The sequence below is a fragment of the Cytobacillus citreus genome, from assembly GCF_018343665.1.
GTDB classification, from domain to species: Bacteria; Bacillota; Bacilli; order Bacillales; family Cytobacillaceae; genus Cytobacillus; species Cytobacillus citreus.
In genome coordinates this window covers 1,053,223-1,077,233 of sequence record NZ_JAGYPM010000002.1, presented here as the reverse complement: position 1 = coordinate 1,077,233, position 24,011 = coordinate 1,053,223, and the positions used below count along the sequence as shown (strand labels likewise).

General features: G+C 36.8%; 21 protein-coding genes. 9 read left to right on the top strand and 12 right to left on the bottom strand.

Translation table 11 applies throughout. The annotated features are described in order from the left end of the window. The first annotated feature begins 1 nt into the window (after position 1). The 3 genes from KHA94_RS11250 to KHA94_RS11240 are packed head-to-tail and all read left to right on the top strand — an operon-like array spanning position 2 to position 2,503. A complete protein-coding gene (locus KHA94_RS11250) occupies positions 2-979 on the top strand; it encodes a branched-chain amino acid ABC transporter permease (RefSeq protein ID WP_213102182.1) in 978 nt (325 codons plus the stop codon). A 40-nt stretch (positions 980-1,019) separates the two neighbouring features. Further along, a complete protein-coding gene (locus KHA94_RS11245; RefSeq protein ID WP_213102181.1) occupies positions 1,020-1,790 on the top strand; it encodes an ABC transporter ATP-binding protein in 771 nt (256 codons plus the stop codon). After that, positions 1,787-2,503 carry an ABC transporter ATP-binding protein gene (locus KHA94_RS11240; RefSeq protein ID WP_213102180.1) on the top strand — a complete coding sequence of 239 codons (717 nt, stop codon included), beginning with the start codon at positions 1,787-1,789 and terminating at the stop codon, positions 2,501-2,503. Before KHA94_RS11245 ends, KHA94_RS11240 begins: the two co-directional genes overlap by 4 nt. Before the next feature lie 51 nt (positions 2,504-2,554). Here KHA94_RS11240 and KHA94_RS11235 read toward each other — a convergent pair whose 3' ends face one another. Both KHA94_RS11235 and KHA94_RS11230 read right to left on the bottom strand, forming a co-directional pair. Beyond that, positions 2,555-3,664 (bottom strand): M24 family metallopeptidase, encoded by a 1,110-nt coding sequence (locus KHA94_RS11235; protein WP_213102179.1) that lies wholly within the window; start codon positions 3,662-3,664, stop codon positions 2,555-2,557. Positions 3,665-3,744: 80 nt separating this feature from the next. Beyond that, on the bottom strand, positions 3,745-4,824 hold the full coding sequence (locus tag KHA94_RS11230) for a M24 family metallopeptidase (RefSeq protein WP_213102178.1): 1,080 nt from the start codon (positions 4,822-4,824) through the stop codon (positions 3,745-3,747). A 544-nt stretch (positions 4,825-5,368) separates the two neighbouring features. On the opposite strand from KHA94_RS11230, the gene KHA94_RS11225 reads away from it, so the two are divergent. Then, positions 5,369-7,060, top strand: coding sequence for a peptide ABC transporter substrate-binding protein (locus KHA94_RS11225; protein WP_213102177.1), 1,692 nt, complete (start codon positions 5,369-5,371; stop codon positions 7,058-7,060). 243 nt (positions 7,061-7,303) lie between these two features. On the opposite strand, the gene opp4C is transcribed toward KHA94_RS11225, so the two are convergent. The 5 genes from opp4C to KHA94_RS11200 all read right to left on the bottom strand — a co-directional run bounded on the left by opp4C (position 7,304) and on the right by KHA94_RS11200 (position 12,981). Further along, entirely contained in the window at positions 7,304-8,140 is an 837-nt protein-coding gene (gene opp4C, locus KHA94_RS11220; RefSeq protein WP_249365476.1) for an oligopeptide ABC transporter permease, read from the bottom strand. A gap of 113 nt (positions 8,141-8,253) precedes the next feature. Beyond that, positions 8,254-9,204: an ABC transporter permease gene (locus KHA94_RS11215; protein ID WP_213102175.1), complete on the bottom strand. Its 951-nt coding sequence runs from the start codon at positions 9,202-9,204 to the stop codon at positions 8,254-8,256. Between the two features lie 89 nt (positions 9,205-9,293). Beyond that, a complete protein-coding gene (locus tag KHA94_RS11210) occupies positions 9,294-10,952 on the bottom strand; it encodes a peptide-binding protein (RefSeq protein ID WP_213102174.1) in 1,659 nt (552 codons plus the stop codon). Positions 10,953-10,966: 14 nt separating this feature from the next. Beyond that, positions 10,967-12,007 carry an ABC transporter ATP-binding protein gene (locus tag KHA94_RS11205; protein WP_213102173.1) on the bottom strand — a complete coding sequence of 347 codons (1,041 nt, stop codon included), beginning with the start codon at positions 12,005-12,007 and terminating at the stop codon, positions 10,967-10,969. Positions 12,008-12,018: 11 nt separating this feature from the next. Next, entirely contained in the window at positions 12,019-12,981 is a 963-nt protein-coding gene (locus tag KHA94_RS11200) for an ABC transporter ATP-binding protein (RefSeq protein ID WP_213102172.1), read from the bottom strand. Positions 12,982-13,370: 389 nt separating this feature from the next. Between KHA94_RS11200 and KHA94_RS11195 the strand changes: the two genes are divergently transcribed. The 3 genes from KHA94_RS11195 to KHA94_RS11185 all read left to right on the top strand — a co-directional run bounded on the left by KHA94_RS11195 (position 13,371) and on the right by KHA94_RS11185 (position 17,600). Continuing rightward, positions 13,371-15,413: a prolyl oligopeptidase family serine peptidase gene (locus tag KHA94_RS11195; protein ID WP_213102171.1), complete on the top strand. Its 2,043-nt coding sequence runs from the start codon at positions 13,371-13,373 to the stop codon at positions 15,411-15,413. Positions 15,414-16,034: 621 nt separating this feature from the next. Continuing rightward, the gene (locus KHA94_RS11190) at positions 16,035-16,634 is read left to right on the top strand and encodes an undecaprenyl-diphosphatase (protein WP_213102170.1); all 600 of its coding nucleotides are present in this window, start codon (positions 16,035-16,037) and stop codon (positions 16,632-16,634) included. A 117-nt stretch (positions 16,635-16,751) separates the two neighbouring features. Beyond that, positions 16,752-17,600: a DUF2935 domain-containing protein gene (locus tag KHA94_RS11185; RefSeq protein WP_213102169.1), complete on the top strand. Its 849-nt coding sequence runs from the start codon at positions 16,752-16,754 to the stop codon at positions 17,598-17,600. A 45-nt stretch (positions 17,601-17,645) separates the two neighbouring features. On the opposite strand, the gene KHA94_RS11180 is transcribed toward KHA94_RS11185, so the two are convergent. Then, positions 17,646-18,569 (bottom strand): cation diffusion facilitator family transporter, encoded by a 924-nt coding sequence (locus tag KHA94_RS11180; protein WP_213102168.1) that lies wholly within the window; start codon positions 18,567-18,569, stop codon positions 17,646-17,648. A 352-nt stretch (positions 18,570-18,921) separates the two neighbouring features. On the opposite strand from KHA94_RS11180, the gene KHA94_RS11175 reads away from it, so the two are divergent. Beyond that, complete coding sequence (locus tag KHA94_RS11175) at positions 18,922-19,086, top strand: aspartyl-phosphate phosphatase Spo0E family protein (protein WP_213102167.1); 165 nt, start codon at positions 18,922-18,924, stop codon at positions 19,084-19,086. A 151-nt stretch (positions 19,087-19,237) separates the two neighbouring features. Further along, the gene (locus KHA94_RS11170) at positions 19,238-20,230 is read left to right on the top strand and encodes a potassium channel family protein (protein ID WP_213102166.1); all 993 of its coding nucleotides are present in this window, start codon (positions 19,238-19,240) and stop codon (positions 20,228-20,230) included. On the opposite strand, the gene KHA94_RS11165 is transcribed toward KHA94_RS11170, so the two are convergent. From KHA94_RS11165 to KHA94_RS11150, 4 genes are all read right to left on the bottom strand, one after another. After that, positions 20,227-20,634: a YugN-like family protein gene (locus tag KHA94_RS11165; protein ID WP_213102165.1), complete on the bottom strand. Its 408-nt coding sequence runs from the start codon at positions 20,632-20,634 to the stop codon at positions 20,227-20,229. The two genes, KHA94_RS11170 and KHA94_RS11165, sit on opposite strands and share 4 nt — an antisense overlap. 174 nt (positions 20,635-20,808) lie before the next feature. Next, positions 20,809-22,158, bottom strand: a complete 1,350-nt coding sequence (locus tag KHA94_RS11160) for a glucose-6-phosphate isomerase (RefSeq protein WP_213102164.1) — start codon at positions 22,156-22,158, stop codon at positions 20,809-20,811. Between the two features lie 278 nt (positions 22,159-22,436). Beyond that, on the bottom strand, positions 22,437-23,636 hold the full coding sequence (locus KHA94_RS11155) for an ornithine--oxo-acid transaminase (protein WP_213102163.1): 1,200 nt from the start codon (positions 23,634-23,636) through the stop codon (positions 22,437-22,439). A gap of 124 nt (positions 23,637-23,760) precedes the next feature. Beyond that, the coding region (locus KHA94_RS11150) for an aldehyde dehydrogenase family protein (protein ID WP_213102162.1) at positions 23,761-24,011 on the bottom strand (251 nt) is incomplete at its 5' end.

Here is a 24,011-nt window from a genome sequence, read left to right as displayed (position 1 = left end):
GATGAAAAAGTATAAGAATCAAACCCTTTTACTGCTCATCATCGCATTATTCATTCTTCCATTTTTCCTGAATAGCTATTGGCTGGATGTTTTAACTCTTGTGCTATTTTATGTCGTTCTTACACAAGGATTAAATATAGTAGTCGGATATACAGGACTGCTTGACCTAGGCTATGCGGCATTTTTTGCTGTTGGTGCCTATACGACTGCAATACTTATGACAACTTTTCATTGGTCTTTCTGGCTCACACTCCCTGTCGCCTTTCTATTTGCAGTAATTGCTGGAGTTATAATCGGAACTCCAACTCTCCGATTAAGAAGTGATTATTTAGCAATTGTCACCCTTGGTTTTGGTGAAATCGTCAAAATATTAGCAACAAATTTAGAAATCACAGGTTCCGCATCAGGAATTTATGGAATTCCCAGACCGGCTATTGGCAGCTATATCATGTCCACACAAAAAGATTTTTACTATTTAATTTTAATTGTTGCCATTCTGTCCATTATTGCTGTTTACAGGTTAGGCCGTTCAAGAATTGGACGTGCATGGATTTATATTCGCGAAGATGAAGATGCTGCAGAGGCAATGGGAATTAATCGTATTCGGCTAAAATTGCTTTCATATGCCTCAGGAGCTGTCATCGGCAGTATTGCCGGATCCATTTTCGCTGTCAAAATGAGTGCGATCGCACCATTAAGTTTTAGCTTTTTACAATCCGTTATGATCCTCCTTGCCGTTGTATTAGGTGGTCTAGGAAGTATTCCTGGGGTCGTTATTGGTGCTGTTTTAGTCATTGTTCTTCCAGAGCTTCTACGCGGAGCAGATGATTGGCGCCATTTAATATTCGGGGTCTCCTTAGTGGCTATGATGATTTTCCGCCCTCAAGGAATATGGCCATCAAAAAACGGAACCGAGGATGCTACCGATATGGACGAAAACGGAAAATCAAATGACCCAAATCAGTCCATGTCTGTTTAATTCTCTATGTTAATTTTACTTCGGAAGAGAGGAGAATTGGATGTCTCTATTAACTGTAAAAGACTTAAAACTTCAGTTTGGAGGATTACTCGCAGTTAATGATTTATCCTTTACTGTTGAAAAAAACTCCATATCTAGTATTATCGGTCCCAATGGTGCCGGAAAAACTTCTGTATTTAATATGATTACAGGCTTTTATCGGCCAACTGGCGGAGAAATTGAATTGGATGGAATCAGCTTAATAAATAAAAAGCCAAGTCAAATAACGAAATTAGGAATGGCCCGCACATTCCAAAACCTTCGTTTGTTTCCAAACTTATCCGTATTAGATAATGTAAAGTCTGGTATGCATTGCCGTACAAAACAAGCTGTTTGGGGAGCCTTGTTTCAAACAAAAAGTCAACAAGAGGAAGAAAGACTAATAGAAAAGGTTGCTCTAGATTGCATCGAATTTGTAGGGATAACTAAAAATATGAAAAGATCAGCAAAGAATCTCCCTTATGGAGCTCAACGCTATTTAGAGATTGCCCGTGCATTAGCAACTAAACCCAAATTATTGCTTTTAGATGAGCCGGCAGCAGGGCTTAATTTTGAAGAAAAACAATATTTAATTCAGCTTATTCGGCGGATTCGTGATGAATTCAGTATTACGGTATTAATGATTGAACATGACATGGCACTTATCAAAGAAATCTCTGAACATATTACCGTCATTGATTATGGATGGAAAATTGCGGAAGGCACCCCGGAAGAAGTACTGAAAAACGAAAAGGTAATTGAAGCATACCTAGGCAAGGAGGAAGTAGTTTGAAGCCTCTTTTAAAACTGACGGATGTAAATTCTTACTATGGGAAAATCCATGCACTTAAAAATATAAATTTGGAAATAAACGAAGGAGAAATTGTCGCTTTGCTTGGAAGTAATGGAGCAGGCAAGAGCACCACCCTAAAAACAATATCCGGTTTAATCAAACCCAAATCAGGTATTATTGAATGGAATGCTAAGAGTATTGTTGGAGTTCCTGCACATAAAATTGTTGAAGCAGGAATCATTCATGTTCCAGAAGGAAGACGAATTTTTGGCGGCCTTACAGTTACTGAGAATTTAGAGTTAGGAGCTTTTACATTTAGAAAAGATAAAAAATGGATAAAAGATGGAATCGAACGCTCATTTGACTTGTTTCCGCGTTTAAAGGAACGCGCCAAACAACTAGCAGGTACTTTAAGTGGGGGGGAACAACAAATGGTTGCGATTAGCCGTGGTCTGATGGGAAATCCAAAACTGCTAATGCTTGATGAGCCTTCGATGGGACTTGCGCCTATTATCGTCCAAGAAATAATGAGAATCATACAGGAAATCAATAAACAAGGGACTACTATTCTTTTAATTGAGCAAAATGCTAAAGCCGCCCTTCGTCTAGCAAACAGAGGATATTTAATTGAAATTGGAAATATTGTTATGCATGATACGGCAGAAGTGCTGCGTGAGGATGATAAAATTATTAAAGCGTACTTAGGTGCTTAATAGTTAAAAGCAAAAAACCAGCACTGTGCTGGTTTTTTGCTTTTAAACTTACTAATTTCCAATTCTAATTAATTCAGTCGGAAAGGAGGTAAGAAGCTTTCCATTTCCATCTTCATCAATATATACATTTTCTTCAATGCGAACTCCTCCATAGCCTGGAATATAAATACCTGGCTCAATTGTAAATAGGAGGCCGCTTTCTACTATTAGATCATTGTTTTCATGAACTGAAGGTTCTTCATGTACATCAATTCCGAGGCCATGCCCAACACGGTTATTGAAATATTGCCCATACCCAGCTTCCTTAATAACATTACGAGCTGCAATATCAATTTGTCCAACAGGAATCCCCGTTTGACAAGCATTTACTCCTTCTTCAGTTGCCTTACGAACGATATCATAAATTTCTCTCTGCTTTGACGTTTCTTCCCCAATGACAAAAGTTCTTGTAATATCTGAACAATAGCCATCCACAATTACGCCCATATCAATTAGTAAAAAATCACCATTATTGATCGTTTTACTATCTGGACGGCCATGAGGCAGTGCAGCTTTCGCACCAGAAAGGACAATAGATGAAAACGAAGGGCCCTCTGCGCCAAACTTTCTCATTAAAAACTCAAGTTCTGCTGTTAAGTCCTGCTCTGTCATACCCTCTTTAACCTTTTTGATTCCTTCTTCCATTACTTTTTCAATCACATGAATAGCACGCTGAACCTTTTTGCATTCCTCTTGAGACTTTCTCATTCTCTGTCCAGAAATAAAATCTCCAATATTCTCGTAGCTGAAATCTTGGAAGAAACAATCCAGTTGTTCCTGTTGGAATAATGAGATCACCTTTGTTTCTAACCCAATCGTTTTAACACCTTCACCAATTGTATCCTTTAATACTTTATATGGATTGAGTTCATCTGAAACAGGTATAATTCTTTTAACATGCGAATCTCCCTCAGCTATTTCCAAATCTAAGGAAGGCACGAATAAGTATTGGCTTTGTTTTTTTAGATCAATTACTAACGCCATAAATCTCTCATGTGGATTAGAATTAAAGCCTGTATAATAGAACACATTTTTAGGATCTTTAATAATGGCTAAATCCACATGCAGATTTTCCAAATAATTTACTAATGTATTTAATCTACTTTGATATTGTTCTTGCATATGTTTACTCCCTTTTATTTCAGTTTTTTCTCAGTTAGTTGCGGATAGTACAGAACTTTAGTATGCAGTTTTTTCGTTTGTTATAAGATTAATAATTCTTTTGTTGATGGTGTCAATACCTCACGACCATTTTCAGTTATCAGAATAACATCCTCTACCCTCGCCCCGCCTACTCCTTTAAGGTAAATACCAGGCTCAACCGTAATCACCATATTCTCTTCTAGAATCTTATCTTTTAGAATAGAGAAAAGTGGAACTTCATGTACCTCCAGACCGATACCATGTCCCGTACCTGTACCTGAACGTTCATTATAGCCATGCTTTATTATATTTTCCCTCATGAAAGCATCGACCTCTTGATCAGTCAGTCCTGGTCTTAATGCAGATACGCAATTTTCGAATGAGGTAAGTACAACATCATGTATATGTCTTAGCTCAGATGAAGGTTCTCCCACAGCAATGACCCTTGAAATATCAGCCCAGTAGCCTTGATAATTAGCACCAAAATCAATCGTAATCATATCGCCTTTTTCAATTATCTTCTCGCTAGCGCGGCCATGCGGCAATGAAGACCGATATCCCGATGCTACGATCGGTGAAAAAGATGTAGTCGTGCACCCATGTTTATGAATAAATGATTCCAGTTCTTTAGCTACATCCAATTCAGAAATACCGGCTTTGACAAAGTTTAAGATGTGTAAGTACGCTTGATCAGTAACTTTTGCCGCTACCCTTAGTTTTTCAATTTCTTCCTTTGATTTAATCATTCGGAGTTTTTCTATAACATCGCGAGTAGGTATTAATTCTGCAGAAAAGAGAGCTTCATTTCTACTAAATAACCCAAATGATAAATGTTCTTGCTCAAAACCAAGTTTACTAATCTTCATTTTATTTGCCTGTACAACTACTTCTTCAAAAATTTTTCCCTTATGGCCAGTATGACCAGCGTGTAAAACAATCTCGTAATCCTTCGCTTGATTTTGGGCCTGCTCTACATAACGATAATCAGTAACTAATTTAGCTTCGTTTTCAGAAATAAGAATAACCCCATTACTTCCCGTAAAGCCAGACATATATAGTCTGTTCCATGGATGAACAATCATCATCCCATCTACACCTAATTCATGGAATCTTTCACGGAGTCTATTAATCTTTTCCATCATTCTCCTCCTCACGTTAATTATTCATAAATAATAATGCAATTTTTATGCCATGAATGTAAATATCTTTTTTGTGTTACAGTGGCAATTTTTAGTATTGTATTTTCAATATATTTTACACTTTCTAAATATTTAGACAATTAGTTGTAAAAACTTTTAAACACACTCTATTTATTATTGGCTATGTTAAACTTCCCTGTTGATTTCCGCTGCAGGCACTTAGCGATCGCGGGCGGTCGGGCAGCCTCCTCGTCGCTAACGCTCCTGCGGGGTCTCCCCTGGACACGCATTTCTCGCAGGACTTTGAATAATCTCCACCGAATAAACACCGCACGAAGGAAATGCGTATGCATTTTCGAGGATCTCGCGCCTTCCGCTACAATCAACAACAAAATAGCATTTTCAACACTAAGTTTTAACACAGCCTCATTATTAAAAGAACAATAATAATATGGGTTTCTTAACTGCTTCTTTTATCAATAATCTTGCATGGCATAATTCTTGCTAATTATATTTTGAATATTCTAATAAAGGAGGGGTTTAATTGATTAATCGAAAAAGAGCATTTACTTTTCTGCTTTCTTTATTAATCGCTTTAGCTTTATCAGGCTGTTATGGGAAAAACAGTGACACCTCTAAGCCTGCAACTTCACCAGAGACGGACGGGAAGGATACAGACCAAGTCTCAACTCCTAATGAATCTCAAACTTTGAATTTGTATGCCTCAAATGAAATACCTACATTAAAGACAAACGGCGTAATTGATGGCCTGTCTGCAACCATCATGACGAATATTTTGGAGGGACTTTACCGCAAAGATCCAGATCAGAATATTATTCCTGGAATAGCGAAGGAACATGAAGTAAGTGAAGATGGTAAAACCTACACCTTCCATTTGCGTGATGATGCAAAATGGAGTAATGGAACACCGGTAACCGCACATGATTTTGTTTTCGCATGGCATCGAGCACTCCATCCTGATACCCTTTCTCCACACTCATATGAACTTGATAACATTGTGAATGCAGTTGAAATCCAAGATAAAGATCATGAACTTTACGGAAAAGTAGATGCTTTAGGTGTTAAAGCCGTTGATGACTTTACTTTAGAAGTAAAACTAAAAAATGCAATTCCGTATTTCCTTGATACTCTGAATAATATCGTTTTCTATCCACAAAATGAGGAATTTGTAACAGCACAAGGTGACAATTATGCATTAGAGCCAGAAAACTTAATCTATAATGGACCTTTTCTTCTTGATTCATGGAAACATGAAGAAGGATGGGTTCTAAAGAAAAATCCAACCTATTGGGATTCTCAAAATGTAAAATTGGAAAACATAAACTTTAAAGTTGTTAAAGATGTATCAACAGGTGTAAATCTCTATGAATCAGGATCTGTTGATGTCGCAACCCTATCTTCAGAATTTGTAGATTTGTATCATGATCATTCAGATCTGCATTCCACTTTGAAAAGAGAAATGTATTTCATCCGTTTTAACCTTGCAAATAAATATTTAAGTAATGCTAATATCCGAAAAGCCATTGATATGGGATGGAACAAGAAAGAAGCTGCTGAGATGATTCTTAAAAACGGTTCACTCCCAGCTTACTACTTAATTCCTGAGAAACTGACAACTTCACCTGACGGAAAGGATTTCAGAAGCAAATATGGAGATTTTAACGCAGAGGGGGTTGAAAAAGCAAATGAATATTGGCAAAAAGGGCTTGCTGAGCTAGGTACCGACAAAATTGAACTGGAATTTTTAAGCTACGATGACGGTCAGCGCAAGTCCGTAGCTGAATATATTAAAAATCAGCTTGAGAAAAACCTTCCAGGACTTACAGTTAAGATCAACCAGCAGCCGAATAAGCAAAAGCTTGCCCTTGAAGGAAAACAAGAGTATGACATGACTCATTCCGGCTGGCGCAGTGATATTGCTGATCCAACTGACTTTATGTCTATTCATCTCTCTGACGGACCATACAACTGGCAAAGCTACCAAAGTGCTGATTATGATAGGCTTGTAAAAAAAGCACAAGTGGACTTCTCTGATATTAATCAACGTTTTGCAGATTTACAAGAGGCCGAAAAGATCCTTATCGAAAAAGATATAGTTATTTCCCCGATGTATCAAGCAAGTGACGCTTACCTTGTAAAGCCATATGTAAAAGGATTGGTCGCAAACCCTAATTCTACTTATAGCTACCAGTGGACGTATATAGAAGGAAAATAATATAAAGACGAGGCGCTTGGATTATGATTAATCTAAGCGTTTTAATTTATCTATTTTTTTCTTTCAAAATAAGTTGTTCTTCAACTAGCCTTTCTAATGGCTCAAAAAAAGGCACACACCTCGGAAACCTCGGAAGTTGCATGCCTTCACAAAAAAATAAATAGGGGGAAAATATATATCAATGTTAAGAAATAATCAATAATAAAATGCTGAATCACTATTTAATTGTTTCTTTGGAATGTTTTACTTTATTTTAGGATCGAATGCATCCCTAAGTCCATCACCAACAAAGTTAAAGGCAAGAACAGTAAGTAATATTGCAATACCTGGAAATAGTGGATACCACCATGAATCAAGCATGATTGGTAAGGTTTGGGCACTTTGAAGCATATTTCCCCAGCTTGGTGTTGGCGGCTGAATCCCTAACCCTAAATAACTTAGGGCTGACTCTGCTAATATTACTCCTCCAACACCTAATGTTGCTGACACAATAATCGGCCCCATTGCATTCGGAAGTATATGCGCAAAAATAATTTTATAGCTCGGTATCCCAATGGTTTTAGCAGCTAAAACGTATTCCCGGGAACGGAGTGTCAAAAACTCTCCTCTAACCAATCTTGATGTTCCAGTCCATCCAAAAATAGCAAATACAAAAATTAGTGTACTAATGCTTGGTTCAAACATAGTGACTAATATGATTAATAAAAAGATTGATGGGAAAGAAATCATAACATCAACAAACCTCATCAAAAAGGCATCTATTTTTCCACCATAATAGCCAGCAATAGCTCCAACAGCTGTTCCTATAAAAATCGAGCCAGCAACTGAAACAAACCCTACTATTAATGAAACTCTAGCCCCATACAATAAACGGCTAAGTGTATCCCTTCCTAAATTGTCTGCCCCCAGCAAATATTCTTTTCCTGGAGGAGCTAATTTTTTTAGTAATTGCTGATAATTTGGATCATGAGGTGCTAGAACATCAGCAAAAATGGCTGCAAAAATAATTAAAAGAAGATAAATTGCTCCAACTACAGCTAATTTATTTTTTATAAACTTTTGAAAAATAATTGCTGACATTTTCTCTGGTTTTTCATTATTTAAATCAATTATTGGGTGATTATTAATTTCTACTGTTTCATTTTCTTTTAGCAGCGGCATTTCATCCCCTCCTTCAAGCTAGCTGCAGCATCTTAATACTCTATTCTAGGGTCAAATACTGCATACAAAATATCTGCTATTAAATTTCCAAGAACAACTAAAGCTGAGCCAATGACGGTTATGGCCATTAGGACTGGATAATCTCGTTGAAACGCAGCATCAAAGAATAACAATCCTATCCCTGGCCAAGTAAATATTTTTTCAACAACGACTGATCCACCTATAAAGGAAGGGAGCATAAGTCCAAATATCGTAATAACAGGAATTAATGCATTTTTAAGACCGTGTTTGTATATAACTTTATTCTGTTTAAAACCTTTCGCTCTTGCAGTTCGTATATAATCTTGCCGTAGTACTTCGATCATATTTGATCTGGTATACCTTGTTAAACCTGCCATATCCGCAGTCGCTAATACAAATGCAGGTAATATTAAATGGTGAATACGGTCCAATATGCTAAATGACGATCCTAGTGTCTCTACCCCACCTGTTGGGAACCAGCCAAGATGAACTGAGAATACCATAATAAGAACTAATCCGAACCAGAAGTTTGGAGTGGCAACACCTAAAAAAGAAATAATCGTTATGACATAATCAGATAACTTGTTTTGCTTTGTTGCTGATAAAATGCCTAATGGAATCGAAATAAGAAAAGCGATGATGGTAGAAACAACCATTAATAGAAGTGTGTTAGGAAGCCTTGCAAAAATCAGCTCACTCACTGATGTACCTTGGCGAATAAGAGACTCTCCAAAATTTCCTTGAAGCATATTTCCTAACCAAGTAAAATATTGAACATAAATCGGGTCATTCAATCCATACATTTCTTTATAGGCTTCAAGATCCTCCTTCTTTATCATTGGATCAATCATAAGTGCAGTCGGGTCACCAGGTGCAAGCTGCATAATAATGAATGACACAACTGTTATTCCAAAAAGGAGAGGAATAGCCAAGAGTGTACGGCGTATTATATAGTTAATCATGATTAACCCCCTAACTTTCTAACTAGCATCCAAAGGAGGCTGACTCTAAAGCGATTGAGCAACCTCTAATTCGGATACCTGTCATTCTATTATTCTTCCATCCACCATTTATGAATATCGTAGTAGCTGTTAGCTACTGAAAACTCTGGACCATGTAATTTTGGTGAATGCCCCAAATAACTCATTGGATAGTAAAGAAATGTATATGGCTGTTCTTCTGTAACAATTTTTTCAGCTTCAGAAATAACGGCCTTTCTTTCATCGATATCCGATACCTGTGTATTTTTTTCAAGCAATTCATCAACTTTAGGATTTGAAAATGCACCATAGTTCAGTCCTTGTTCAATCTCTTTTGAATGCCAGAAATATGTCGGATCTGGATCACTTCCAATAGACCAGCCTGCTACAATCGCATCGAAGTTCCATTTTGGTGGAGTTGTTTCCTCTATATATGCACTCCACTCTAATAACTCAATTTTTACTTCTATGCCAACCTCAGCAAGCTGCTGTTGTGCTACAGTAGCAATTTGCTGACGAATATCATTTGCACTTGTTGTAGTTAATGTAAAAGAGAATTTTTTTCCATCCTTTTCAAGAATTCCGTCAGAGCCCTTTTTCCAGCCTGCTTCTTCAAGCATTTGACTTGCTTTCTTCGGATCGTAATCAAACTTAGGAACATCTTCTGTGAAAGCCCAGTTTGCAGGGCTTCCAGGTCCATGTGCCACTTCACCTGCTCCATCCAACACTGACTGTACAATTGATTCACGATCAATCGCATGGGTTAAAGCCTGACGAACTTTGATATCTTGGAATAACGGATTACGCAAATTATATCCAATATACTCCCATGCATTTGATACGCCGGATTTTAATACTAATTTTCCTTCATCAGCCATTTTCTTAGCAATGGACACATTCGTAGGTGAGATACTAGTGTAGGTGATATCTCCAGCTTGTAATTGAGCAATTATTGCATTAGCATCTGGGACAATTTTATAAATAATAGAGTCTAAATACGGTCTGCCAGCATAATAATCATCAAATGCCTCTACCTTTACGTATTGACCTTCCTTCCATACTGCAAATTTAAATGGACCCGAACCAATTGGCTTTTTCGTATTGAATTCGTTTTTTCCCAATTCTTCTACTGGAACATCCCCTAATATGTGCTTAGGAAGAACCCCCATTGTTGCAGTGATCGTAATGAACGGAGCATATGGCTCTGTAAGAACAAACTCCACAGTATAATCATCCACTTTGTTAATTTCCTTAATAACTTGGAAAGGTAATCCTGATGGTCCCTTATAATCTTTATGTAATGGCAGGCTATAAGAGAAAATAACATCATCAGCTGTTAAATCATGACCATCATGGAACTTCATTCCTTGTCTAATTTTAAAGGTCCACTTCAGTCCATCGTCTGATACTTCCCAGCTTTCTGCCACGTCTCCCTCAGGCTTGAACTCTCGGTTAATAGTCACTAATCCGCTAAAAATAAAATTTTCTATTGCACGACTTGACGTATCAGTAGAATAGTATGGATTAAATAATGACGGTGCAGCTGTTGTTCCCAAAATTAGGCTGCCGCCTTGACGAGGCTCTTTATTAGCGTGTTCCTCATTTTTTTCTTCTTTGTTACTATTCTCCGAAGTGTTAGTATTCTGACTTTTCCCATTTGAACAAGCAGCTAGCATTCCAAGAATTAGAGTCAACGCAAATAAAATAGAAAATAAATTTCGCTTTTTCAAACTAACTCCTCCATTCATTCATTTTTTCCTTTAAAAAGGTGGCATGCAACAAAATGGTTCTTCTTTACTTCTTTAAGCTCCGGCATCACCTCCATGCAGTGAGGCATCGCAGCAGAACATCTTGTGTGAAAAACACATCCACTTGGGGGCGAAGAAGGACTTGGCAGGTCACCTTTTAAAAGGATTCTTTCGCGTTTTTGGCCATTTTCTTCTATTTCCATTTCCGGCACAGCCGATAGCAAAGCCTGAGAATACGGATGAAGCGGATCATCAAATAGATCATCTCTAACCGCTAGTTCCATGATTTTTCCTAGGTACATAACAGCAACTCGGTCAGATATATGTCGTACAACACTTAAATCATGAGAGATAAAAATATATGTAAGTTGGAATTCGTTTTGAAGATCTTTTAATAGATTAATAATTTGTGCTTGTATGGACACATCAAGGGCTGATACAGCTTCATCAGCAATAATGACATCTGGATTTAATGCGATTGCTCTAGCAATTCCAATTCTTTGCCTTTGTCCACCCGAAAACTCATGTGGATAACGGTTAATCGCTGATGCATCCAAACCAACTATTTCTAGCAATTCTTTAATTCTTTGATCATATTCTTCTGTTTTGTCATAAAGTTTATGGGTAACTAGTGGGTCTAGAAGTGTTTTTCGAATTGTTCTTCTTGGATTTAATGATGCATAAGGATCTTGAAATATCATTTGAATTTGTCTCCGAAAGTACCTTTTTAATTCTCTTTCAGGAAGAGTAGAGATATCTTTTCCCTTAAAATAAATGGATCCTTCAGTTGGTTCGTAAAGTCGAATAAGAGTTCGTCCCATTGTTGATTTTCCACAGCCTGATTCACCAACGATTCCTAGGGTTTCTCCTTTATTAACTTCTAAGCTAATGTCATCAACTGCTTTAACATAACCGATTGTTCTTTGTATGACTCCAGCTTTAATAGGAAAATACTTTTTTAAGTTTTCTATTTTCAAAATTACTTCTTGTTCCGTATGTTTTTCTAATACCGCTTGGTGACCTGTGTTCACTGTCATATTTTTTCCTCCTATTCATATAAGAAACATCTAGCAGTATGCAATTCTTCTACTTCAGCTAGACGCGGCTTTTCCACGAAGCATCTAGAAAAAGCCTTTGGACAACGAGGCGCGAATTTGCATCCCGAATGTATTTTATTAGATGAGGAAACATTGCCTGGTATTGAATATAATCGATTTATTTCTCCCCGAATGGACGGAACTGAATGAATGAGACCCTCCGTATATGGATGAAGAGGTTTCCTAAAAATGTCTCTAACATTTGCTTCTTCTACAACTTGCCCTGCATACATAACAACAACTCGATCCGCTAGCTCGGAAACAACACCAAGATCATGAGTAATAAGTAATATTGAAGTATTAAATTTCCGTCTAATATTTCGCATTAATTCTAAGATTTGAGCTTGTATTGTCACGTCTAAAGCAGTAGTAGGCTCATCGGCTATTATCAGTTTTGGATTACAAGACATCGCAATCGCTATAACTACTCTTTGTCTCATACCTCCTGAAAGGCGATGAGGATACTCCTTTAAAATTTCCTCAACTCTGGAGAAGCCCACAAGCTTTAGCATTTCCATTGATTTCTCCCTCGCCAGTTGACGGTTGAGGCCTTGATGGTACTGAATAACTTCAATAATTTGTTCCCCAATAGTTAATACTGGGTTTAGAGATGTCATAGGTTCTTGAAAGATCATAGATATTTCCTTTCCACGAACCTTGCACATTTCATTTTCAGATAACTTAAGTAATTCCCTTCCTTCAAACAATATTTCCCCGTCTGAAATTTCCCCTGGAGGTGGGAGTAATCTCATGATTGAAAAAGATGTCATACTTTTTCCGCAACCTGATTCCCCTACAAGAGCAATACTTTCTCCTGCTTTTATATGCAAATCCAATCCGTCAACAGCGATTGTAGTATTTTTCTTTGAGGGAAAACCTGTTTTTAAATTTTTTATTGTCAACAAATTCTCCAAGGTACCACCCCCTTATAATTATCCTTTTACTAAAATGCAAATATCGTGCCAACTAATTGATTATTCTTAAAATTATGTTTTATCAGTATACAATTCAATTAAATGCAGTGTTAATGAATAGAATTAAAGTGAGAACGAAATAAAAAATATGTTAATTTTTTTTTACATTTGATTTATAATTGTAAATTTTTTTAGAATTTTCAGTCTCTTCCTTTGTTTAAATTGTTTTTTTAACTAGAAAGTTGTATTTATGTCAGATTTGGTTCATTAAAGTATTATTTGTGTCAATAATTTTATACAGATTGCATTATCATACATCCTACTGGAATAAGTTGGCACATTAATTGCATCATTATTAAGTCGAAGCATAAAAATAAGGAGGCTCTATAATGGAAGATCTTAAAACGAAGATAATGGATAATTTTCACGGCACAATTGTTAATGACCCCTTTCGTTGGTTAGAAAACTCAGATTCTCTTCAAACGAAAGAATGGGATTCGCAGCAAATGCTGGCAACAAAACAATATATTGAAGCAATTCCACAAAGAGACATTATTAAAAATAGACTGGAAAACCTTTGGGATTATCCTAAATATTTTGTGCCGAAAAAACACGGGGACTATTTTTATTATTTAAAAAATAGCGGCTCAAATAATCAGCCTAATCTTTATCGCTCAAAACATTTAGAAGCCATTGAAGAAACAGAAGAAGTAATCATTGATGTCAATTCATTGAGTAATGATGGAACGATCGCTATTACGAATCTCTCATTTCATTCCAATGGTATGTTACTTACCTATGCTCTTTCTGAAAAGGGAAGTGACTGGCAGGAATTCCAAATATTAAATTTAGAGTCTTTGGAGCATTATTCTGAAAAGATTATGTGGTGCAAATTTTCAAGTATTGCATGGGAAAAAGACGGAAAAGGGTTTTATTATAATCGTTACCCAGAGGCACAGAATGAATTGAATGACGAAAATCACTTTAATAAAGTGTATTGGCATTCGTTGAATACTGATCAGAGTGCAGATGAGATAATCTTTGAATATCCCGAAGATCAGCAAATGATGTTTTATCCTTCCATTACAAGTGATAATTCTTATTTAATTCTTCATGCAGGCAGGGGGACAGAACATCGAAGCAGATATCTTTATAAAGATTTATCAACTCCAAACAGTAAATTTAAGTGGCTTTTAAAAGATGGGGATGCTCTTTATTCATTTATTGGCAAAAAAGAAAATCAATTGTATTTTTTTACGGATAAAGAAGCTCCAAATGGCCAGATCATTAGTATTTCAGTGGATTCCCCAGAAAATGAGAATTGGAAAGTCGTTATTCCTGAGATGGACGAATCCATTTCTTCTATAAAAATCATAGCTGATCACTTGGTTGTTTCTTATATTCGTCACGCATCCTATTGTTTAAAGTTCTTCACTACGTCTGGCAATTTTATAAAAGAAGTTCCTATGCCTGAACTAGGAACGATTGTTGAGTTTCATGGGAAAGAAGAAGGCGATGAGCTTTATTTTAGTTTTACATCCTTTTTATCACCTACTTCTATTTACAAATATAGTTTTGAAACTGGACAAGTTATTGCTGTATTCAAGTCTTCCTTTCAGCTTAATCCTTCTGAATACAAAACTGAGCAAGTCTTTTATCATTCAAAAGACGGTACAAAAATACCGATGTTTTTAACATATAAAAAGGGAATGAAACGGGATGGGCAAAATCCAGTTCTTCTGTATGGATATGGTGGATATCATATCTCCTTAACCCCTTCATTTTCAGCCTCAAATTTATTATGGCTAGAAAACGGAGGCATATATGCAGTTGCCAATATTCGAGGAGGAGGCGAATATGGACTTTCCTGGCATGAAGCTGGTATGAAGGAAAAAAAGCAGAATGTGTTTGATGACTTTATTACTGCAGCGGAATATTTAATTTCAGAGGGTTATACGAATACAGCAAAATTAGCAATAATGGGAGGAAGTAACGGCGGACTGCTTGTTGCCGCTTGTATGATACAAAGACCAGAGCTTTTTGGTGCAATTATTTGTAATGTTCCAGTTTTAGATATGCTCCGTTTTCAAAAATTTACAGTTGGAAGGTTTTGGGTTACAGAATTTGGGGACCCAGAAGCAACGCGTGAGGAATTCGAAGTTTTATATGCATACTCGCCATTGCATAATATTGAGAAAGAACATCAATACCCACCCATATTAATTACAACTGCCGATTCAGATGACCGTGTCGTCCCTGCGCATGCCCGAAAGTTTACGGCAGCATTACAGGATGCTAATCCAAAATCTAGAAACCCAATATTATTAAGAATTGAGAAAGGAGCAGGCCATGGGTTAGGAAAACCCGTAGAAAAAATAATAGGTGAACATACTGATATTTATGCTTTTCTATTTAAACACTTAGAGGTATAAGTATAATCGGGGCGTGGAAATTACTCGCCCCGGTATTCAACTTATTAAATATAAAGTGAAACTTCCATCAGTGGGGGTTTTTCGACGCACAGGACGTGCTAGTGCCGACGTTGCCACAGGACGTGGCGTACTTAGTCGGCTTTCATCCCCCACTGATGGTTAGTTGAACCAATCACGCTCAAAACGCCACGTCCTCCCAAAAGCTCTGCTTTCGGTCGTGCGATGAAATGCGGATGAAGTACTCCTTGTCCTGTGGCTTTCGCCTGACTAGGACATCGTGTCCGTCGTCGGGCCTTTACGGGCAGTTGATCCCCCACTTAGGTTTCTTTAATTCTCTCGCAACCTTGAAGTGGGGGTCTTACTGCCCGTTAATCTGCGATAAAACTGTTGACCTCAATCTCTTTAACTCTTCCCTGGTAGCGCCCCCCCTATTTCCCTTACAAGGAAATCTTTATGCAGCAATTTTCCTCTAATATAGAAAGATTTACAAAGATTATACCCTTATCAACGATACATTTTTAATTCTTACAAAAGTGTAAGGGAAATTGTAAGATAAACAAATTTTTAATAATAAACGAATTCACTATAATTCTCTCTAATAACACATATGGAGGAGTTATAATGAATTTGTCGGAAATGAATATTGATTTGTTTAGAATAATTAATAATCTAGGTAAACAATTCACGTACATAAATCCCACTATGACTTTTGTTGCTGAATATATGGTATTTTTCTTAGTATTAAGTGTCTTAATATTTTGGTTTACAAGAAGTAACACAAACAGAATTATGATCATTTGTGCATCGATTACTTTTGTAGTAGCTGAAATAGCAGGCAAAATTGCTGGAAAACTTCATTCAAATAATCAACCGTTCGCTGAACTGTCTAATGTTAATAAACTCATCGATCATGCAGTAGATAATTCATTTCCAAGTGATCATACCATTTTGTTCTTTTCATTTTGTATGACTTTCTATCTCTTTAGAAGAAGATGGGGATTTTTATGGATTTTATTAGCATCCCTTGTAGGTCTTTCGCGCATTTGGGTGGGGGTACATTATCCAGCAGATGTCATTGTGGGAGCCGCTATAAGTATATTTACAGCAATAATCGTTTATCGAGTTGTACCTAAATTAAGTATTACTAAAAGGATGTTAGGTGTTTATGAGAAAGGTGGACAATTAATCCTGCCAATAAAAACTAAATCTAAAGAACAATAGTTCACTGTATTTTAGTAAACACTGTAAAATTTGCTAATAAACTCTTGGACAATGTATTTTCCCAAACCTTCAAAATATGTTTTTAAAGACGACATTTTTTTGAAAGGAGATTATGCAATGACTGAGCATGAAGAAATTTCAGATCGTGATACCCAAATCAATCCAACCATGTTTGTTTCACGCTCTTTAGACGAAATTCGTTTTTGGTCTAGGATTATGAAGGAGCATTCGCTATTTCTTAGATTAGGCTTTAGATGCGAGGATACACAATTAATAGCGGAAGCGAATAACTTTTATCATTTATTTGAACAAATTGAGCAACGGTCCCATGCTTTCAATAATCAAACAGCACCAGAAGTAATAAGAAGATTTAATAGTGAAGTTCAACAAGCTGCAACAAATATATTTGCTTTTAAGCGTAAAGTATTAGGATTAATACTTTCTTGCAAATTGCCTGGTGCAAATAACTTTCCGCTTTTAGTTGATCATACCAGCAGGGAGGCCAATTATTTTCGAAAACGATTAATCGAATTAAATGAAGGAAAATTGAAATCACTGCCAGACGCGATAATAAAAGAAAATGTTTTCTTCTTAAGAATAATGGCTGATCACGCTAAATTTATCGGACATCTCCTTGATCCGTCTGAAAGAAAGCTAGTTGATTTGGCCAGAAATTTCAGTAATGATTTTGATGAATTAGTTTTTCAAGCAAGAGATTTAGAATCTATGAGTCCACAGTCTAAGACTGTACCCCTTTTAGATCAATTCCTAGATCAAAATCGTGTGTCAGTTGTTTCTCTAAAGGACTTTAAGAAAACAGCACGAGAATTAATCGAAGAATGTAAAATTAAGAGCATCATCCACCCTCTACTGGCTGACCATGTTTTCCGTGAGGCTGAAAGATTTCTAGAAATTATTGATATGTTTGAAAGACATCTCACAGGGGTAAAACCTCGCTCTTTTTAATTCATTATTCGTAAATAGTCTAACGGAGTCTTATTTTTAATCAATTTATTCCGTTAGACTATCTCCATTTCTTAGAGAATTCTTTTCCGTTTTAATTACAGAGTTTGGTTCAACATGCACATGCACAGCGTACACTTCATGTTCTTTATATAAAACCTTCTCGACTGTTGTCGATATATCATGTGCATCTTCTAGATTTAAATTAGAATTTACGAGGATAACCACGTCTACCACCGTGTTGTTTCCATAGTTTCTAGCCTTTAATTCCTCAATCCCCTTTACCCCATTGATATGAAGAATAGTTTCTTTAAAATCCTCAAGCAAATTTTCATCAAAGCCATCTGTCAAATGATGGGAAGCCTCTCTAAAAATATCCCAAGCTGTTTTACAAATGAGTAGTCCTACAATGACCGCTGCCAGAGGATCGAGCCACGGGAGATTAAATTGTGAGCCAATAATTCCAACAGCCGCTCCAATACTTACCCAAGCATCTGATAGGTTATCCTTTGCTGCCGCCATAACCGATTGACTATTGATTTTGTTTGCAAGCTTTTTATTATATCGATACACAAAATACATAATACCTGCACAAAAGATCCCAGTCCATGCAGCAACTAGGTCCGGAGCTTCTTTTTCCAAACGAAAGAAAGAGGTTATCGCCTCGAATAATACTTGAATTCCAACTGCCATCATTATGAAGGAGGCCACAAGTGTTGCAACATTTTCAGCCTTCCAATGTCCATAAGGATGGTCTTTATCTGCGGGTTTTTGAGAGAGCCTCAACCCAATTAGAACTGCAATGGAAGCAATAATATCAGTCATATTGTTCATACCATCTGCCTTTAAAGCTTCTGAGTTAGACATATAGCCAATCATTAACTTAAGAGCTGATAGACAAATATAAGCCACGATGCTTATTATAGCACCGCGCTCTCCCATTTTTAATTGTTCATACCTTTGTTCATCCATGTTGGACCCTCCATCTGTAACCTCTTGATTATCTTATCAACCAGATGGCGTGTGGGTCTAGAGCAACGTTTTTTCACGGGTTTATAAAAATAACAAGCTTACAAAAAAGTTTACCGAGGTAAATTACTTAAAAAGTATGAAAAAATAAGGAGTGGAATATACCACGCCTAAGCCTTTATTGAATAGGGAATATTACCAAGAATCAGATAGACATTCCCATTAAGAGATTAAATAGTTTTGATAAAAAATGCGGACTTTTGTCTTTTTCTCAGATCCTTTGTCGAATCTATTTCGTATTTAGAAATAACTCCTATAATAGTATTAATGAAAACTTTAATAGGGGAAGAGTAAAATGAATAAGGCGTCAATTGAACAATTAGTACTAAAGAGAATTAACAAGATGAGAAAAGAAATGATACGTATAGCACATGAAACAGGGATAAATAGTATAGAAACATTAACTTATAGCCAAAAATTAGATAGGCTAATTTATTTACATATCCTTCATTTTTCCTAATTGAGCTAGAGATTCTAGCTTTTTTTATTTTACTCGAATAAGATAGGAGATTTTTCATTTAGTAATCGTTGAGGATTTATTTCGAGCATTATTATGAAACCGCTAAAATTGGTTAATAATGAACTAATAATCAATATTAGGGGTGTCATTCTTGCCATACAATTTGTTTACAAGCTTCGCTCGATTACCGCTTATTTTTAGAATACTTATTATTTCTCTTATTTTGATTTTTACATTTGGATGGATTGTACATATAATAGAACCTGACCAATTTCCTACTTTCTTCGAGGGTGTATGGTGGGCAATTGTTACTACTGCTACGGTTGGATATGGTGATTATGCACCCAAAACAGTAGGGGGAAGATTAGCTGGAATCGCTTTAATCATGGTTGGTGCTGGTTTTTTAGCCACTTATTTTGTCACATTAGCTGCTATTGCAGTCACAAAACAAAATGATTTGCTTAAAGGAAAAAACGTATTCAAAGGAAAAAAGCATATTATTGTCATTGGGTGGAATGAAAGGTCGAGAGAAATCCTCCAAACACTTGGGAATCACAATAAAGATCAGTCATTTACTTTAATCGATGAAACACTTAAATTGAATCCTTTGCCACACATGAATGTTCATTTTATTAAAGGCTGTTCTAATTTAGATCATGTTCTTATAAAGGCAAATGTTTTTGATGCAAGCAAGGTCATCATTACGGCGGACCCAAACAAAGGAGAGCGTCAAGCGGATATGGGTTCTATTTTAACATTACTGGCAGTGAAGGGACTAAATCGTGATGTCCAATGTATTGTTGAAATTTTAACATCCGATCAGGTCGCTAATGCAAAAAGGGCGGGCGCTGATGAAATTGTGCAAACAAATATTTTAACAAGCTTTGTTATGATTAATAGTATTTCTTCACATGAGCTTGTCACTTCCTTATTGGACTTATTAAACCAGCTTGATAAAAGAAAATTAACCTTTAAACCTGCAACTTCTGAAATTACTAATATGACTTATTTGGAACTTAGCCAATTATTAATCAAAGATAGCGTTCTTTTACTAGGAATTAAAAGGGGTGAGAAAACTTTACTAAATCCCCCACACCCTTTTAAAATAATCCCTCAGGATCAGCTTATTATGATAAAAAATTAGCGATTTATTAATACAGACTCTAGTTCTTTCACTAAGGATTTTCCGACTCTTACGTACTCTTCAGGAAAACGTGCATCTTTATCAACAGGCTCAGAGAACTGATTAAATGATCCTGAAAATACAGCAGTGCTCGACTGGTCATCCAAGCCCTCTTCATATTGATGAGAGAGCAGGAACGGCCGTCCTAAAGCAACCGTACAGCCCTTTTCATCCAGCTGTCCATAGATAGCAGTAAATGGAAGACGTAAAAATTGATAGCCATCTTTACTATCAATTTTATAATCGAATGAGCCCTTGTCATAATCCCAATTTCCTCCGATTGAATAACCAATCGGCTTAAGCACTTGTTCTAGCTTATATAAATCGTAACTTTTTCCTTCAACCTCTGAAGGTATTTCGATCATTACGAAACTCCCCTTTCCACGCTTTTTTTTAGCTTCTCCAAATGGAAGGGTTTCATGAACCAATATTTAAATCGTACTGTCAGTTGGAATCACACTCTAGTATGATTTCCTGCTTATTCCTATACTTCTAAATACAGAAAAAGGAGTGCTCATCCAATTGAGCACTCCTTTTCCTTATGTTAACCGCTTTTCAAGTTCTGCTTTTTTCTCTTCAAATCCCGGCTTTCCTAAAAGCGCGAACATATTTACCTTGTATTCCTCTACTCCAGGCTGGTCGAAAGGATTTACACCTAGTAAGTAGCCGCTCATTGCACATGCTTTTTCAAAGAAATAAACGAGATAGCCGAATGTATACGCATTTAATTTAGGAATGGATACAATTAAATTAGGAACTCCTCCATCTGTATGTGCTAACATGGTTCCTTCGAATGCTTTGTTATTTACAAAATCAACCGTTTTTCCTGCTAGATAATTTAATCCATCTTGATCATTATCGGATTTCTCAATCGCAAGTTCATGACGTGGCTGTTCTACCTTCAAAATCGTTTCAAATAGGTCGCGGCGTCCTTCTTGTACATACTGGCCTAACGAATGAAGATCTGTTGAGAAGTTTGCAGATGAAGGAAAAATTCCTTTCTGATCTTTGCCTTCACTTTCTCCAAATAATTGCTTCCACCATTCAGCAAAGTATTGCAGTGAAGGCTCATAGTTAATGAGCATTTCAATCGTTTTTCCCTTATTATATAGGATATTGCGGATGGCAGCATATTGATAAGCAGAATTTTCCATAAGCTCCGAACTACTGAAATCATCACGTGCCTGTTCTGCCCCATTCATAATCTCTTCAATATTTACACCGCTCACCGCTATAGGCAGTAAGCCCACGGCTGTTAGGACTGAATAACGGCCTCCTATATCGTCAGGTATCACAAATGATTCATAGCCCTCTTCATCTGCAACTGTTTTTAATGCACCACGCACTTTATCTGTTGTTGCATAAATTCTTCTACGCGCTTCATCCTTTCCGTATTTATCCTCCAAAATCTTGCTGAAAATACGAAAAGCAATTGCTGGCTCTGTTGTCGTACCAGATTTAGAAATAACATTAATGGAGAAGTCCTTCCCATCAAGAACATCAATGACGTCCCTCATATAAGTGGAGCTAATATTATTTCCGACAAATATTACTTGTGGCGTTCCTCGCTTCTCCTTCGAAAGAGCATTATAAAAGCTGTGATTAAGCATTTCTATCGCAGCTCGGGCACCTAGATAAGAGCCGCCGATTCCAATAACTAGCAGAATATCAGAATCACTCTTTATTTTTTCTGCTGATTTTTGAATCCGGAAAAATTCATCTTTATCATAATTAACCGGAAGATCGATCCAGCCTAAAAATTCATTTCCCGCCCCTGTCTGCTCATGTAAAGAATGATGTGCAACCTTAACAGCATCCTGTAAATATGTAAGTTCGTGTTCACCAAAAAACGGTAATGCTTTTGAGTAATCAAAACGAACATGTGTCATTTCTGATCCTCCCTTATATATTGTTTTAAGTTATGTATTAAATATATTCAATTTCCATTTGAATCTACTTCTTTTCTTATATCACTTTAACGAAAAGAACAATCATAATCAAGAAACATCGCTTAATGTAAGTGTAAACTTATTGACATGTTTTTTATACCTGAATGAAGATTGGCGAATTTACTTCTCGAAATAGTGGTCTCATGAACTCTCTTTGAGACCTCTCTCAATAAACGCAAAAAATCCTTGCACCAGCTGTGCAAGGATTTTCTTTTTCATTAAGCTAAAACTTTAATTATACGTTCAATTGCCCAATCTAGCTCTTCCTCAGAAATAATTAGTGGAGGAGCAAAACGGATAACTGTATCATGAGTTTCTTTGCATAATAAGCCTTCTTCTTTTAATGCTTCACAATATTTACGAGCAGGTTCTGTTAGTTCTACACCAATAAATAAACCGCGGCCGCGAACTTCTTTGATCATTGGATTTTTGATTTCTTTTAATTTATTGACGAAGTATTCACCAAGCTTAAGAGAACACTCTGCTAGCTTTTCATCAACAAGAACATCAAGAGCTGCAATAGAAACAGCACATGCCATAGGATTTCCACCAAAAGTTGATCCATGTGATCCTGGGTTAAAGACACCTAGAACATCTTTATTAGCAACCACGCAAGAAATTGGGAAAACTCCTCCGCCTAATGCTTTACCTAGAATATACATATCTGGGTCTACATCTTCCCATTCACATGCAAACATTTTACCAGTTCGAGCAAGTCCTGCTTGAATTTCATCGGCAATAAATAATACATTATTTTCTTTACAAGTTTCATATGCTTGTTTCATGAAACCTTCTTGTGGAATGATAATTCCAGCTTCCCCTTGAATCGGCTCGATTAAGAAGGCAGCAGTATTTTCAGTAATAGCATTTTTCAACGCATCCAGGTCTCCGTAAGGAATGAGTTTAATACCTGGGAGCATTGGACCAAATCCGCGCTTATATTCTTCCTCAGAAGAAAGAGAAACTGCTAGCATTGTACGGCCATGGAAGTTGCCTACACATGCAATGATTTCAGCTTGGTTATCAGCAACCCCTTTGACATCGTATGCCCAGCGGCGTGCAGCCTTAATAGCTGTTTCAACTGCTTCAGCACCTGTGTTCATCGGTAGAGCCATTTCTTTATTCGTCAGCTTACACACTTTTTCATACCATGGACCAAGCTGGTCATTATGAAAAGCACGCGATGTTAAGGTAACGCGGTCTGCTTGATCTTTTAATGCTTGAATGATTTTTGGATGACGATGTCCTTGGTTGACTGCTGAATAAGCGCTCAGCATATCCATATATTTGTTGCCTTCAGGATCCTCAACCCATACACCCTCCGCATTTGAAATGACGATTGGAAGCGGATGATAATTATTCGCACCATATTTTTCAGTCTGTTCAATTAATGAATTCGTTTTTACTGCTTCAGTCATATCATTCATTCCTCCCATTTGCGTGTCCATCTTATTGTATCGCTAAGCGATTGTAATTTAAACCAAAAAGAATTTTATCGCAGATTAACGGGCTGTAAGACCCACTGATTGATGTTCCACTTTATTAATACATTTCAGATGTTGTTTTCGCTTGCATATGAAGCATGATGTAATCAGGGCCGCCTGCTTTAGAGTCTGTTCCTGACATATTAAATCCGCCAAATGGCTGGTAGCCTACAATCGCTCCTGTACAGCCGCGGTTGAAGTATAGGTTACCAACATGGAAATCTTCACGTGCTTTTTGGATGTTTTCACGGTTATTTGTGATAACTGCACCTGTTAAGCCGTATTCTGTGTCGTTCGCAATTTCAATCG